The organism is Thermotoga maritima MSB8, from assembly GCF_000008545.1.
In the GTDB taxonomy this organism is placed as follows: Bacteria; Thermotogota; Thermotogae; order Thermotogales; family Thermotogaceae; genus Thermotoga; species Thermotoga maritima.
Genome location: NC_000853.1, coordinates 832,384 through 847,392 on the forward strand (window position 1 = coordinate 832,384; position 15,009 = coordinate 847,392).

Annotated in this window: 13 protein-coding genes and 2 tRNA genes; 14 read left to right on the forward strand and 1 reads right to left on the reverse strand. The window is 47.3% G+C overall.

Annotated features, from left to right (window positions below; genetic code table 11):
* From nagA (TM_RS04140) to nagA (TM_RS04165), 6 genes are read left to right on the forward strand one after another with little or no spacing between them, the layout of a single operon-like run.
* Positions 1-1,404, forward strand: coding sequence for a beta-N-acetylglucosaminidase (gene nagA / locus TM_RS04140; protein ID WP_010865208.1), 1,404 nt, complete (start codon positions 1-3; stop codon positions 1,402-1,404).
* Positions 1,401-2,663: an ABC transporter substrate-binding protein gene (locus tag TM_RS04145; RefSeq protein WP_004080852.1), complete on the forward strand. Its 1,263-nt coding sequence runs from the start codon at positions 1,401-1,403 to the stop codon at positions 2,661-2,663. The genes nagA (TM_RS04140) and TM_RS04145 overlap by 4 nt, the downstream gene beginning before the upstream one ends.
* A gap of 49 nt (positions 2,664-2,712) precedes the next feature.
* Positions 2,713-3,615, forward strand: a complete 903-nt coding sequence (locus TM_RS04150) for a carbohydrate ABC transporter permease (protein ID WP_004080851.1) — start codon at positions 2,713-2,715, stop codon at positions 3,613-3,615.
* Positions 3,608-4,423, forward strand: coding sequence for a carbohydrate ABC transporter permease (locus TM_RS04155; protein ID WP_004080850.1), 816 nt, complete (start codon positions 3,608-3,610; stop codon positions 4,421-4,423). The genes TM_RS04150 and TM_RS04155 overlap by 8 nt, the downstream gene beginning before the upstream one ends.
* 13 nt (positions 4,424-4,436) lie before the next feature.
* On the forward strand, positions 4,437-5,429 hold the full coding sequence (locus TM_RS04160; RefSeq protein WP_004080849.1) for an SIS domain-containing protein: 993 nt from the start codon (positions 4,437-4,439) through the stop codon (positions 5,427-5,429).
* A 10-nt stretch (positions 5,430-5,439) separates the two neighbouring features.
* Positions 5,440-6,534 (forward strand): N-acetylglucosamine-6-phosphate deacetylase, encoded by a 1,095-nt coding sequence (gene nagA / locus TM_RS04165; protein WP_004080848.1) that lies wholly within the window; start codon positions 5,440-5,442, stop codon positions 6,532-6,534.
* Between the two features lie 5 nt (positions 6,535-6,539).
* Here the strand turns inward: nagA (TM_RS04165) and TM_RS04170 are convergent, their stop codons facing one another.
* On the reverse strand, positions 6,540-7,934 hold the full coding sequence (locus TM_RS04170; RefSeq protein ID WP_010865209.1) for an MATE family efflux transporter: 1,395 nt from the start codon (positions 7,932-7,934) through the stop codon (positions 6,540-6,542).
* Positions 7,935-8,042: 108 nt separating this feature from the next.
* Between TM_RS04170 and TM_RS04175 the strand changes: the two genes are divergently transcribed.
* The 8 genes from TM_RS04175 to pheS all read left to right on the forward strand — a co-directional run bounded on the left by TM_RS04175 (position 8,043) and on the right by pheS (position 15,009).
* Positions 8,043-8,471 carry a MarR family winged helix-turn-helix transcriptional regulator gene (locus TM_RS04175; RefSeq protein WP_004080846.1) on the forward strand — a complete coding sequence of 143 codons (429 nt, stop codon included), beginning with the start codon at positions 8,043-8,045 and terminating at the stop codon, positions 8,469-8,471.
* Between the two features lies 1 nt (position 8,472).
* Entirely contained in the window at positions 8,473-10,497 is a 2,025-nt protein-coding gene (locus TM_RS04180; protein ID WP_004080845.1) for an efflux RND transporter permease subunit, read from the forward strand.
* Between the two features lie 43 nt (positions 10,498-10,540).
* Positions 10,541-10,627 (forward strand) — tRNA-Leu (locus TM_RS04185).
* Between the two features lie 47 nt (positions 10,628-10,674).
* Positions 10,675-11,406: a WecB/TagA/CpsF family glycosyltransferase gene (locus TM_RS04190; protein ID WP_004080843.1), complete on the forward strand. Its 732-nt coding sequence runs from the start codon at positions 10,675-10,677 to the stop codon at positions 11,404-11,406.
* 51 nt (positions 11,407-11,457) lie between these two features.
* Positions 11,458-12,657, forward strand: coding sequence for a uracil-xanthine permease family protein (locus TM_RS04195; RefSeq protein WP_004080841.1), 1,200 nt, complete (start codon positions 11,458-11,460; stop codon positions 12,655-12,657).
* 38 nt (positions 12,658-12,695) lie between these two features.
* The gene (locus tag TM_RS04200; protein WP_004080839.1) at positions 12,696-13,883 is read left to right on the forward strand and encodes an iron-containing alcohol dehydrogenase; all 1,188 of its coding nucleotides are present in this window, start codon (positions 12,696-12,698) and stop codon (positions 13,881-13,883) included.
* Positions 13,884-13,909: 26 nt separating this feature from the next.
* Positions 13,910-13,998: transfer RNA gene (locus TM_RS04205), tRNA-Ser, on the forward strand.
* A 33-nt stretch (positions 13,999-14,031) separates the two neighbouring features.
* A complete protein-coding gene (gene pheS / locus TM_RS04210) occupies positions 14,032-15,009 on the forward strand; it encodes a phenylalanine--tRNA ligase subunit alpha (protein ID WP_004080838.1) in 978 nt (325 codons plus the stop codon).

The window sequence follows — 15,009 nt, forward strand, 5'->3', positions numbered from 1 at the left end:
ATGGACGTGGATCTTGGAAAGCTGTTCTTCTGCGGTTTCAATGACTTCAACGAGGAAGTCAAGGAAATAATCAGAAAATACAGACCAACCGGTATTTTGATCTATCCAGGAGTTCTTTCGAAAGAGTACCTTCTGATGGATTTCATGAGTTTTCTATCGAAGGAAGGAGATTTTCTCATCAGTTCCGATCACGAGGGTGGCCAGCTTGAGGTGTTGAAATACGTTCCCTCGTCTCCGGGAAATCTTGCCTTTGGGAAAAACTCACCGGATGTGACTTACAGATATTCCAGGGTTGCGGGAAAGATCATGGAGATTGTGGGGCTCAACATGGTTTTTGCTCCTGTTCTTGATCTTCTTTCTGAAGAGAGTTCTTCGGTGATCGACATAAGAAGCTACGGCTCAGATCCCAAAATCGTAGCCGAGCACGGAGCAAGAGCCTGTGAAGGTTATCTGGAAGGTGGAGTTATTCCCTGCATCAAGCACTTTCCAGGTCACGGAAAAGCGAGAGAAGACTCTCACCTCACCCTTCCTGTAGTCGATGCACCCTTTGAAAAACTCTGGGAAGAGGATCTTCTGCCGTTCAGAAAGGTGCTGGAAAGGGAGAAAAAGGTCACGGTCATGACGGCCCACGTCAGATACTCTTCGATAGACAGTCTCCCGGCTACTCTTTCGGAGAAGATCATAACGGACGTTCTCAGAGAAAAGATCGGTTTCGACGGTCTTGTGATCAGTGACGCTATGGAGATGAGCGCTGTGTCGAACAATTTCTCTGTTGAAGAGATTGTGAGTCTCTTTCTGAACGCGGGAGGAAACATGATCCTTCTCGGTGATTACAGAAATCTTCCGGTTTACTATGAAACGCTGGTGAAACTCCTCGAGGATGGAAAGGTCCAGAAGGACAAAGTGGAGCGCTCCATAAGAACGGTGGAAAAATATCTTGCTTTTGCGAAGAAAAACAGCGGTGTTGGTTTCCTTGCCGATGTTTCGATGAAGGCTGTGGAATTCCTCGGTTTTGAAAAGATAGATCATACCAGTGAAGTGACTCTTCTCGTTCCTTCCAGTGAGAATCTGAGTCAGGCAGACACCACGGGGGGCGATTACGATCAGATTCCGGAGATCGTTTCCAGATTTTTCGAAGTCGAGAATGTTGTTCGATACACCGTAGAAGACGGTCCCGAGTTCGTTGAAGGTGATTTGATCTTCGATTTTGTAGCCGACATACCGAACGAAAAGGCTTTGAAAGCCCATCTGAGCCTTCCGGCAGAAAAGACCGTTTACTTCGTTCTGAGAAATCCGTTCGATGTCAGGTATTTCGAAGGAAGAAAGATAGTCGTCACAAGATCGACGAAACCCATTTCTATCTATAAATCCTTAGAACATTTTTTAGGGAGGTGTGATTCATGAGGAAGTTTTTGGTCATTCTCATGGTAGTTCTTCTCGCAGTTCTGGCACTGTCCAAAACCAAGATAGTCTTCTGGACCATGTCGTTGAAACCGACCTTCACAGATTTTATTCAGGGAATCATCGACAGGTACGAAGAGTTGAACCCGGATGTTGAAATCGTCTGGGAAGATGTTCCATGGGACGTTCTCCAGCAGAAGCTTCTTGCGGCCTTTTCTTCTGGAAATCCACCCGATGTTGTGAACCTGAACGCTCAGTGGACCATCGAATTCGCTCAGAAGAAAGTTCTGTTCCCCTTGAACGATTTGCTACCCGAAGAAGTTATCAACCAGTACTTCGACAACATGATCAAAGGACTCACCTGGAAAGACGGAATTTATGGAATTCCCTGGTACACAGCTGTGGACGTGATATTCTACAACAAAGAGATCTTCGAAAAAGCTGGACTGGATCCGAAGTATCCACCTCGAACCTGGGATGAAATACTCCTCTACTCAGTTTTGATCAAGGAAAAAACGGGAAAATACGGTGCGCTTCCTACGATCTTCCAAGATCCCTCTGCGATCTTCAACTGGGACGGATTGAATCTCTACACGGTGGATGAAAACAACAGAATAAAAGAAGTACTCTTCGACAGGCCGGAATACGCTCACACTCTCAACAAATGGGCCACTCTCTACAAACAGAAGTACATCCCGAGTGAAATCGTCCAGGGTGGAGAATGGACGAGAGCCACAGAGCTCTATCAGGCTGGAGAACTCGCCATGTTGATCACTGGCGTTCAGTTTGCGGACAGAGTGAAATGGAACGCCCCAGAAATATACGAAAAATCCGATGTTGCTCCTATTCCGGCTCCAAAACCTGGTGTGAGAATGAGTGGATGGTATTCAACACTGAACGTGGTCAGAGGATCCAAGAATCCTAAGGAAGCCGCTAAATTCGCAGCGTTCGTTGCAAACCTCGAGAACCAGATCGCATTCTGTAAGCTCGTGACCATATTCCCGACTCTCAAAGCAGCGGTGAACGATCCGTGGTTCTCAAAAGACGATGGAACGCTCGCTGCCAAAGCCAGAATCATGGGAGCCAAGTATCTTGAGAACATCACGTTCTACAACGATGACATACCATTCAGAAAAGAAGCGTTCGACAGACTGAAGGATGCCATTATTCAGGTGTTCCTTGGACAGAAAGATCCCGAAACAGCGCTCAAAGAGACCGCGAAGTACTGGAGATACCTCATTCAGACTCAGCAATCGAAATAAAAAAGATGGGGAGGGGTGTGTCCCCCTCCCTTTCGAAAGGAGAGAGAGAATGCCAGGAAGGTACTACAAAAGTTTGAGAAAAAAACAGCTTCTTCTTGCATTCTTCTTCATAACGATTCCAACTCTCCTCATGGTGCTTTTCATATATTATCCTCTCGTGTTCGGTATCAAAATATCCTTTTACCAGTATGACATAGTGGGAGAATCTCTTTACATTGGACTGAAAAACTACGTCGATCTGCTTCGCGATCCTTTATTCTGGAACGCCTTCAAAAACAGTCTTTTGTACCTGCTTGTTGTACCTCCGCTCCAGCTCATTTCTATACTGCTTGCGGTCCTGCTCGACAGGGCCATAAGGGGTAGGAATCTTTTCAGAACTCTCATTTTTCTTCCAGTGGTTACTCCCATCACCATCGCTGCGATCACATGGCAGTGGATGTACAGAGAAAAAGGATTCATCAACTTTCTTCTCCAATCACTTCATATTATAGACGAGCCGATTGCTTTCCTCTCGGATCCCAAGATAGCTCTCTTTGCTATCATGTTTGTCACCATGTGGAAGGGCTTCGGTTACTACATGGTCATATATCTGGCAGGACTACAGAGCATCCCCAGGGAATTGATAGAGGCTGCCAGGGTTGACGGTGCGAAGCCTTCTCAGGTCTTCTTCAAAGTGACGATCCCCCTTCTGAAACCGTACATCCTGTTTTGCTCAACCATGTCATCTATAGCGGCTTTGAACGTCTTCGGAGAGATTTACGCCATGACAAAAGGTGGCCCGGTTCACGCAACGGAAACAATGGGAATTTTCATATACAATCGAGCTTTTGAATATCTCCAATTCGGATATTCGAACGCCGCCGCTGTTCTGTTCAGCTTCGTTGTGATTGCGTTTTCGCTTCTGAACTTCTACCTGTTCAGGGAAGGAGGTTTGAAGAGCTATTATGCCTAAAATCAGAAAGGTTTTGACTTATGTGGTTCTCGTTCTTTTTTCGCTTCTCTCAGTGTGGCCGTTTTACTGGATCGCAAAGACCTCTTTCGAGGCAGGGGGCAACGTGTACAAGTATCCACCGAGTCTCATCCCGTACCCGGCAACCTTTTCAAACTACGTTGGGGCATGGAAAACTGTGAAACTTGGAAATTACTATCTGAACACGATTATAATAGCGGGTTTTGGCACACTTTTGAACGTACTCTTCTCACTGATGGTGGCCTATCCTCTCGCTAGGATAGATTTCAAAGGAAAACAGCTGGTGCTCTTTCTGATTCTTCTTCCGATGATGATTCCAGTTCAGAACACCTTGATAGTCAACTACCTCACCCTCAGAAAACTCGGTCTTTTGAACACCTACACTGGAGTGATTCTCCCTCAGGCCGTTACGATCTTCGGTATCTTCATGATGAGACAGGCTTACTTGAGTATTCCAAAGAGCTTTGAAGACGCTGCAAGGATAGACGGTGCCGGAGAACTTTACATATGGTGGAAGATAATCACACCTCTGATAAAGCCGGATATTGCCACTCTCGTTGTGTTCCAGGTGATCACCTGGTGGGACAATTTCCTGTGGCCTCTCATAGTTCTGTCCGATTCCAACAAGTATCCACTTTCTGTGGCACTCGTTTATCTGAACAGCACTTTCCAGGTGAATTTCAGATACACCGCAGCTGGAATCGTTCTGGCAATACTTCCTGTTGTGCTGCTGTTCATCTTCGCTCAGAGGTACATAATAAACGCTATTGCTGGTGGTGTGAAATACTGAAGGAGGGAGGATTATGAGCAAAACACTGAAAGAGATCACAGACCAGAAAAACGAGTTGAAGAAGTTCTTTGAGAATTTTGTTCTGAATCTGGAAAAAACGGAAATCTTCAGTGAAATACAGAAGAATCTGACCGATGAAGTGCTCTTTGTGGGATGTGGGAGTTCGTACAACCTCGCTCTCACAATCTCCTATTATTTCGAGAGAGTTTTGAAGATAAGAACGAAGGCGATTCCAGCAGGTGAGGTGGCTTTCCAAAAGATTCCAGATCTCGAGGAGAGGGGACTGGCCTTTCTCTTCTCGCGAACCGGAAACACAACGGAGGTACTTCTCGCAAACGATGTTCTGAAGAAACGAAACCACAGAACGATAGGAATCACCATAGAAGAAGAATCGAGACTCGCAAAGGAAAGCGATCTTCCACTTGTGTTTCCCGTACGAGAAGAAGCGATCGTGATGACGAAGTCTTTCAGTATGATCCTGCTCTCTTTGATGTTTCTTGCGGACAAGATAGCCGGAAATTCAACGGAGAGGTTCTCAGAACTCGTTGGGTATTCGCCCGAGTTCTTCGATATCTCCTGGAAAGTGATTGAAAAGATCGATCTGAAAGAACACGATCACTTCGTGTTTCTTGGCATGTCAGAGTTTTTTGGAGTTAGCCTTGAATCGGCTTTAAAATGTATCGAGATGTCGCTCACTTTCTCGGAGGCGTATTCAACGCTTGAATACAGACACGGTCCAAAGGCTCTGGTGAAAAAAGGCACCCTCGTTTTCATGCAAAAAGTGTCGGGAATGGATGAACAGGAGAAGCGCTTGAGAAAAGAACTCGAGTCACTCGGTGCCACCGTTCTGGAAGTAGGGGAAGGTGGAGATATCCCGGTGAGCAACGATTGGAAATCCGCCTTTTTGAGAACTGTTCCCGCTCAGATTCTCGGGTACCAGAAGGCGATTTCCCGGGGTATCTCACCAGACAAGCCACCTCATTTGGAAAAGACCGTTGTTCTGTGAGGTGCATTCTATGATTGTTGAGAAAGTTCTGATCGTTGATCCCATCGATGGAGAGTTCACCGGGGACGTGGAGATAGAAGAGGGAAAGATCGTGAAAGTTGAGAAGAGAGAATGCATTCCACGGGGTGTTCTCATGCCCGGGTTTGTTGATCCGCACATCCACGGTGTGGTGGGTGCAGACACCATGAACTGCGACTTCTCTGAAATGGAAGAATTTCTCTACTCTCAGGGAGTCACCACGTTCCTTGCCACAACTGTTTCCACTTCGCTCGAAAAAATGAAAGAAATTCTGAGAAAAGCAAGAGATTACATCCTTGAAAACCCGTCAACATCGCTGCTGGGCGTTCATCTGGAGGGACCTTACATCTCGAAAGAAAAAAAGGGAGCACACTCAGAGAAACACATAAGACCACCTTCGGAGAGAGAACTGAGTGAAATCGACTCTCCGGCGAAGATGCTCACCTTCGCACCTGAGATAGAAAGCTCCGAACTTCTTTTGAGACTCGTGAAAAGAGACATCGTTCTCTCTGCGGGACACTCCATCGCAACTTTTGAGGAGTTCATGAAATTCTACAAAGAGGGTGTCAAGAGAATCACACATTTTCCGAACGGGTTGAAACCTCTTCATCACAGGGAGATAGGAATCACTGGAGCGGGGCTTTTGCTGGACGATGTGAAGCTGGAGCTCATCTGCGACGGGGTGCATCTCTCCAGAGAGATGGTGAAGCTCGTCTACAAAGTGAAAAAAGCGAACGGAATCGTTCTGGTCACAGATTCTATATCTGCGGCGGGTCTCAAAGACGGAACAACCACCCTGGGAGATCTTGTGGTTAAGGTGAAAGACGGTGTTCCAAGGCTGGAAGACGGTACGCTCGCGGGAAGCACGCTCTTTTTCTCGCAGGCCGTGAAGAACTTCAGAAAGTTCACAGGGTGTTCCATTACAGAACTTGCAAAAGTGTCCTCGTACAACAGCTGTGTTGAACTGGGACTGGATGACAGAGGAAGAATAGCCGAAGGAACGAGGGCGGATCTTGTTCTTCTCGATGAAGATTTGAACGTTGTGATGACGATCAAAGAGGGTGAGGTAGTTTTTCGATCCAGATGAATGAATTATCCCAACTCTTTCACTCTCTCCCGTGTGAGGACGGCTCTCTTTTCCCACTTGCCGGAGAGGAAGAAGAGGAGCTTCAGTGTACTTCGAAAGATGATGTCTGCGATCATTCCGATCCAGGCACCGAGAAGCCCAAGCTGGAAGTACTTCACCATCACGAAGGCGACGGGAAGCCTCGCAGTCCAGATGGAGATGAAGGTGATGATCATCGGTGGAAGGGTGTTTCCCGTCCCCCTGAGGGCACCGTTCATGGTTGAATCTATTGCGAGGAAAAACTGGAACAGCCCGATTATCTTGACGGGGAGTTTTGAGATCTCTATTATCTGTGGATCACTGGTGAAGATGCGTATCAGTGGCTCTGGAAAAAGAAAGATTATAATACCAACCGTCACCTGAAACAGAAGACTCAGGATCCATCCCTGTCGAATGACTCCAAGAACGTGTTCCTTGTTTCCCATTCCGTTGTACCTTCCAACCAGTGTGGTGATAGCGACCGAGATTCCAAACGCGGGCATGAAAGATAGAGACTCGACGTTTATACCTATTCTGTGTCCAGCGTACGCTTCAGCTCCTGCGATGAGCAGGATGTTCGCAAACATCAAAACACCTGTGGAAAAAACGAAGTTCTCTATGGCAGTTGGAAATCCAACACGGAGAATTTCTTTTTGACTGGACCACTTAGGAGGAACGAGTCCTTTTCTGAGCTGGAACTCCTCTCTTTTGAATATCACGTACGTGAGGATCCCTGCTCCCACAAATCTTGAGAGGATCGTCGCAACTGCTGCTCCTCTGACCCCCATCTCCGGGAATCCGAACTTTCCAAAGATCATGGCGTAATCGAGGAAAATGTTCAGAAAGTTCGTGAGACCAGTGACGATCATCGGGGTTCTTGTGTCACCGGCACCTCTGAGCATCGCAGAGAACACGGCCATGATGGAAAAGCCCATGGAACCGGAAAGGATGACTTTCAGATACTCCTTCGCGGATGATTCTATTTCTCCCTCCAGATTCGGAAAGATGTTTATCAGCACATCGGAGAGCGGTGTGAGGGCGGTGAGAATAACACCCGTGAATATGGCGAGAAAGACACTGTTCCAGGCAAGGGACCTCACAGCTTTTCTGTTGCCCGCTCCGATGGCGTTCGCTATCGTGACGGTGGCTCCCATACTGGCGGCGATCAGAACAACCTGAACCACCCAGAATACCTGGTTGGAGAGTCCCACACCGCTCATCGCTTTCCAGGAGTAGTGTCCCAAAAAGGCAGTGTCTGCCATTCCAAAGAGCATCTGAAGCACGTTTTCTCCCATGGCAGGAAGTGCCAATTTTATGAGTTCTTTTCTGATTTCTGGTACCTCTTCTTTCGGCAGGTAATTCTTGAAGAGTGAATATCTCATCCTCATCACCGGTTCTTATTCTACAACAAATAGTTCGTATGGTGAACCATTTGGTAAAATAATTGAACTGTTCTATAATTGAACTGTCAAAAAATGGGAGGTGAAGACATGGATGCTCTGGAGATATTCAAAACACTCTTTTCGCTGGTGATGAGGTTTTCCAGTTATCTTCCATCGAACGAAGAGATCTCTGACATGAAAACAACGGAGCTCTACGCGTTCCTCTACGTGGCTCTCTTCGGCCCAAAAAAGATGAAAGAGATAGCGGAGTTTCTTTCCACAACGAAGAGCAACGTAACGAACGTGGTGGATTCTTTGGAGAAAAGAGGCCTGGTCGTCAGAGAGATGGACCCCGTTGATAGAAGGACGTACCGGGTGGTCTTGACCGAAAAGGGAAAGGAAATCTTCGGAGAGATTCTTTCGAACTTCGAAAGTCTTTTGAAAAGTGTTCTTGAGAAATTTTCCGAGGAAGACTTCAAAGTGGTGAGCGAAGGATTCAATCGAATGGTGGAAGCTCTGTCGAGGGAGGGAAGGTAGCATGAGAAGGTACCTTTTCACCACAACATACGTGGTGCTGGTTTTTCTTTCGTTTTTTGTTGTTTTCTCCCTTGGAAAGATAGAGACCGGCCCTGAGGTGTTCCTTCCAGGTTACAATGGAGATCCCGAAAAGACTACGAACGAAAACGTGAAAAACCTCTTTCGTGTGAACAAGGAGTTCGGCGGTAGTTCTTCGATTGTGATCGTTGTCGAAAGCGATAAGAACTTCTTCGAAGACGCAAGGACTCTGTACGAACTCCACAGAGCTCTGGAGGAAAGAGAAGACATCTCGAGTGTTATGAGTCCCGTGAACCTTCCAAAGCTTTCTGGTTTCAGAATGGACTATTACTTCAAAGATGAGAAGATTTCAAAAGACGTATTGAACGACCCGAATGCGAAGAGTTTCATCACAGAAGATGGGAAGTACGCGCTTCTGAACGTGATATTCAAAGAAGGTGTCAATGCAAGGGACAAAATACCCGAGATAAAAAGGCTCGTGTCCAGCTACTTCGAGAAAAATTACCTCTTTGGTGAACCGGTGATAGACAGCACTCTTTTCAAAGAACTGGTGAAGCAGACTTTTGTTTATCCCGTTTTCATGTTTCTTGTGATCTTTCTTCTCTTCTATTATCAGTTGAGATCCTTCAGAGCGGCGATCTTTTCTTTGATAGTTCCTGTGCTGGCTACGTTTTTTGTGTTCGCTGTGTTTTTCGCTATGGGGAAGAGCCTCAACACCATGACCGTGATGACCATCACCTTCCTCCTCATCATCGGCTCTGCGTACGGGCTTCACTTCTACAACGCGCTGTTCAGGTTCAGTGATAAAAGAGAGGCGGTAAAGCACATCTTCAAACCCATACTCTTTTCGATGCTCACCACTGCAGCGGGATTCATGTCTTTCGTCTTCATCGATATAAGGGCGTTCAGAGAACTCGGAATTCTGGTTTCTTCCGGACTCGCTGTTGTGGTGCTTGTGATATTCACATCAGGTGTGGAGATCTTCAGAAACTACACTCCAAAGAGAACTCCAAGGAGCTTTGGAATGAAGTACGTGGGAAGAAAGATCGCTTTGATCGTTCTCGTTGTTTTCCTGGTGATGGCGGCTCTTTCACCGTTTCTGCTCAAAAGAGTACAGGTGGGTTCAGATATGGTGTCCTATTTTGAGAGGGATTCCGAACTCAGAAAGGCTTACGACCTCATCGTGAAAAAGTTCAACACGAGAGAGCCGATCTATCTGGTGCTGGAAAAAAATGTTCCGTTCGTTGGAACAGATTCCAAAATTTTGAAAGAGCTGATCGAAAAGATAGAAAAGAGCGAGTACGTCTCCAGTGTGGTGTTTCCTGTGGACATTCCCGTTCCGATAATGTACACGCTCTCCAGAACGAACCCGTTTCTCAAAACTTTCGTTGGAGACAGAAACAGGATAAGGTTGATCGTCAACCTCACTCCGGAAGGATACGAGCATGTGAAGAAAGTGGTAGATCTGATCAACGAAGTAGTCAGCGAAACGGGATGGTCACACTACGTGGCGGGATCCGTTCTGATCTGGAACGATATCAACGAAAGCATCATGAGATCACAGATACAGAGTATCGTTCTCGCGTCCATTCTGATCTTTGCCATGGTCTTCATCATATTCCGAAGACCGCTCACTACACTGAGTGTGATGATACCAATCGCTTTCACAACGGTGTTCAACTTCCTGTTCATGGCCCTCTTTGGCATCAGTCTGGATGTTTCCACGTCGATCACTTCCGGTATCCTCATGGGTCTTGTGATAGACTATTCCATTCACATTGCTTCAGAAGAGAGGAGACTGAGAGATCCGTACCTTGTGGTCAAGAACGTGGGACCATCTGTTCTCACAAACGCGCTGGGTTTGATCTCGGGATTCGCTGTTCTTCTCTTCTCTGAACTCGCACTCTTTAAAAACATATCTCTGCTTATGATGCTCGGAATAGGTGTTGGGGCCATTTTCACGCTGATCGTTCAGCCGATGATACTGGAAAAGAGGGAAAACTCTTGACGCTTGCGGAAGAAGATGTTAAACTATCTGGACGGAGAGGAGTGCCGAGGTGGCGGAACTGGCAGACGCGCATGACTCAGGATCATGTGGGGGTTTCCCCGTGCGGGTTCAAGTCCCGCCCTCGGCACCAGCAGAAAGCGGAGGTCTTTCCTCCGCTTTTTTTTGGAGGAAAACGGGGTGAAAGAGATCGAGCTTTTCGGAACGAAAGTTCTATCGGGGACAAGGCGGGAATTCCTGAACGCGATCGAAGAGAGAATAGAGAAAAACATCAAAACCTTCGTTGTCACCATGAACGCTTCGATTCTTTTGAAAGCCATAGAAGATGCAGGATACAGAGCAATCGTGAACTCCGCAGACCTTGTAGTACCTGATGGTTTCGGCGTTGTCTGGGCTATGAAAACCCTCACAGGGGAGACGACTGAAAGGCTGCCTGGAGTAGAGATCATGAAACACCTCTGTGAAAGATCGAAAGAAAAAGGCTGGAAGGTGTATCTTCTCGGAACGAAAAGGGAAATTGTTGAGAAGGCAAAACAAGTACTGGAGAGATCGGGTGTGAGAGTTGTGGGCTGTCACGACGGTTTCTTCTCCGAAAAAGAATCACCGAAAATCGTTGAAGACGTAAACAGAAGTTCAACCGATCTTCTCTTTGTCGGGATGGGTGTTCCACGTCAGGAGGAGTGGATATATAGGAACTTTCCACAGCTGAACGTGAAGCTCGCCATGGGTGTTGGAGGATCCATAGACGTCGTATCGGGCAAAAAGAAACGCGCACCGGAATGGGTTCAGAGGATGAACCTGGAGTGGCTTTACAGGTTTTTCCAGTCTCCTTTGAGTAAAAGAAAGGTACCGGTGCAGGTTTCAAAGTTCGTCTTTTTCGTTTTGAGAGAAAAATTGAAAAACAGAAACTGAAGGCTCTTTGATTCAAAGAGCCTTTATTTTTAAATGTCAGGAGGTGTTCCCATGGAGTTCGAAGGAGCGGTTACCAAGGTCAGTGGATGGAGATGGTTCCTGCTGGCACTTCAGCACTTCGTTGCCATGTTCGGTGCCACCGTTCTGGTCCCTCTCATCACGGGGCTCGATCCTCTTGTAGCGCTTCTCACCGCGGGAATCGGCACGCTCATCTTCCATTTTGTAACAGGCGGGATTGTACCAGTCTTTCTTGGGTCGAGCTTTGCCTTCATCGCTCCGATTCTGGCAGTGAAAGAGATCTATGGAGATCTCGCCTACGCGACGGGCGGAATATTCGTGGCGGGTCTGTTCTATGTTTTGTACGCTTTGATAGTGAAGGCAGTTGGTCCGGAAAAGGTGAAAAAGATTCTCCCTCCCGTTGTCACCGGAAGTATGATCATGGTGATAGGGCTCACGCTCAGCCCCGTTGCCATCCAGATGGCATCGAGTGATTGGCCGCTTGCCCTCATCGTCATAGCCACTGTCGTTTTCGTTTCAACCATGACGAGAGGCTTCTTCAGCATGGTTCCAGTGATCACAGGAGTCGTTGTTGGATACGTAGCAGGACTCTTCATGGGAAAGATCGATACCAGTGTGATAGTGAGCACACCTCTCTTCAGTGTACCAAAAGTAATGCTTCCGAAGTTCGACTACGGAGCGATATTCATGATCGTCCCGGTGACCCTCGCTACCTTCATGGAACATCTTGGAGATATCACCACCAACGGGGCGGTTGTCGGTAAGAATTTCTTCGACAAGCCCGGTCTTCACAGAACACTCCTCGGTGATGGACTCGCAACAGCTGTGGCCGGTCTTCTTGGAGGTCCTGCGAACACCACTTACAGTGAAAACACGGGAGTGCTGGCCCTCACGAGGGTGTACGATCCTTCCGTTCTCAGAGGAGCAGCCCTTGTGGCCATATTCGCCGCCTTCGTGTCGAAGTTCGGGGCTATCCTCCAGACGATTCCTCAGGCGGTGATGGGAGGAGTGAGTCTCATCCTCTTCGGTATGATCACCTCCGTCGGTGTAAGGACCATGGTGAATGCAGAGGTGGATTTCTCCAAACCAAGAAACCTCATGATCACCGCTTTGATGCTCACTGTTGGTATCGGTGGAGCGGTTTTGAAGGTAGGAAGAGTGGAGCTGAAAGGAATAGGGCTTGCCGCCCTCGTCGGTATCTTCCTGAATCTGATCCTTCCAGATAGAGATTGAGCCATCATGATACAATCGAAATGAGGAGGTGGTAATCGATGGAGAACTTCGTCTTCCACAATCCCACGAAGATCGTCTTTGGAAGAGGAACGATTCCAAAAATAGGAGAAGAGATAAAGAACGCGGGAATCAGAAAGGTGCTGTTCCTATACGGTGGTGGATCGATAAAGAAAAATGGCGTTTATGATCAGGTTGTCGATTCACTGAAAAAGCACGGAATAGAGTGGGTAGAAGTATCTGGTGTCAAGCCGAATCCAGTCCTTTCCAAGGTCCACGAAGCCGTCGAGGTGGCGAAAAAAGAAAAGGTGGAGGCTGTTCTTGGTGTTGGTGGAGGAAGCGTTGTGGATTCTGCAAAAGCAGTAGCGGCTGGTGCTCTCTACGAGGGCGACATATGGGATGCTTTTATCGGTAAATACCAGATCGAGAAAGCCCTTCCTATTTTCGACGTGCTCACAATCTCGGCGACAGGAACGGAGATGAACGGTAACGCTGTGATAACGAACGAGAAAACGAAGGAAAAATATGGAGTGAGTTCGAAGGCTCTCTATCCAAAAGTATCCATAATCGATCCTTCTGTTCAATTCACTCTTCCAAAAGAACAAACAGTTTATGGAGCGGTGGATGCGATCTCACACATCCTCGAGTACTATTTCGATGGGAGCAGTCCTGAGATCTCCAACGAAATAGCGGAAGGTACTATCAGAACGATCATGAAAATGACAGAAAGGTTGATAGAAAAACCGGATGACTACGAAGCAAGGGCAAATCTCGCGTGGTCTGCAACGATCGCTCTCAATGGAACGATGGCAGTCGGAAGAAGGGGCGGAGAGTGGGCTTGTCACAGGATCGAGCACTCCCTCAGCGCTCTTTACGATATTGCACACGGAGCGGGTCTCGCCATTGTGTTTCCGGCGTGGATGAAGTATGTGTACAGAAAGAATCCTGCGCAGTTCGAAAGGTTTGCGAAAAAAATCTTCGGATTTGAGGGTGAGGGAGAGGAACTGATTCTGAAAGGGATAGAAGCTTTCAAAAACTGGCTGAAGAAGGTAGGAGCTCCTGTGTCCCTCAAAGATGCGGGAATCCCAGAAGAAGACATAGACAAGATCGTGGACAACGTCATGCTTCTTGTGGAAAAGAATCTGAAACCTAAAGGAGCGAGTTTGGGAAGAATAATGGTGCTCGAAAGAGAAGACGTTCGTGAAATATTGAAATTAGCGGCGAAATGAAATAAAATATGAAGATGGAAGGACGCGGAGGCGTGTCCGAACTGGCTAAGGAGCCGGTCTCGAAAACCGGTGGGCCGTGAGGCCCTTGTGGGTTCGAGTCCCACCGCCTCCGCCATTTTTTTGTATAACAGAACAGGGGGTACGAGAGATGGAGATAGAAGCCGTCGAAAAGGAAGCCATCGAGAAATTATCGAAGATATCGAACGTTCAGGAGCTGGAAAGTTTCAGGATAGAGTTTCTCGGAAAGAAAGGAAAAATCACTGGCTTGATGAAAAACCTCAAGAATCTCCCACCTGAAGAAAGGCCTGCCTACGGTAAAAGAGTGAACGAACTCAGAGAGAAGATAGAAAAACTCTTCGAAGAAAAGAGACAGCAAATCCAAAGGATACTCGAACAGGAAAAGATGGAAAAAATGAGAATAGACGTCACAGTACCGGGGGCAAGGAGGAAACTTGGACATTCTCACCCTGTTCTGAAGGTTATGGAAGAGATAGAGAGAATCTTTGTATCGATGGGATTCGATGTGGTGGAAGGGCCGGAGATCGAAACAACCTGGCACAACTTCGACGCACTGAACACACCGGAATGGCATCCAGCCAGGGACGAACACGATTCTTTCTACATAACGGATGATCTCCTTCTCAGAACTCACACTTCTCCCGTTCAGATCAGAACAATGCTCGAGAGAAAACCTCCCATCGCTATCATATCACCCGGAAAAGTTTACAGAAGAGACTACGATGCGACGCACCTTCCCATGTTTCACCAGGTGGAAGGGTTGCACGTAGATAGAGATCTCAGCGTGGCTCATTTGAAATTCACCCTCGAAGAGTTCGCTCGAAGAATGTTCGGCGAGGGTGCGAAGGTGCGTTTGAGGCCGAGCTTTTTCCCGTTCACGGAACCGAGTTTTGAGGTGGATGTCTATCTTTCCGGGTACGGATGGTTGGAGATTCTGGGAGCAGGCATGGTCGATCCGAACGTCTTCTTGAATGTAGGATACGATCCGGAAGAATGGACGGGTTACGCTTTTGGAATGGGAGTGGAAAGAATCGCCATGCTGAAGTACGGCATAGCAGACATAAGAGAGTTCGTCAGAAACGACGTGAGATTTCTCAGTAGCTACTGA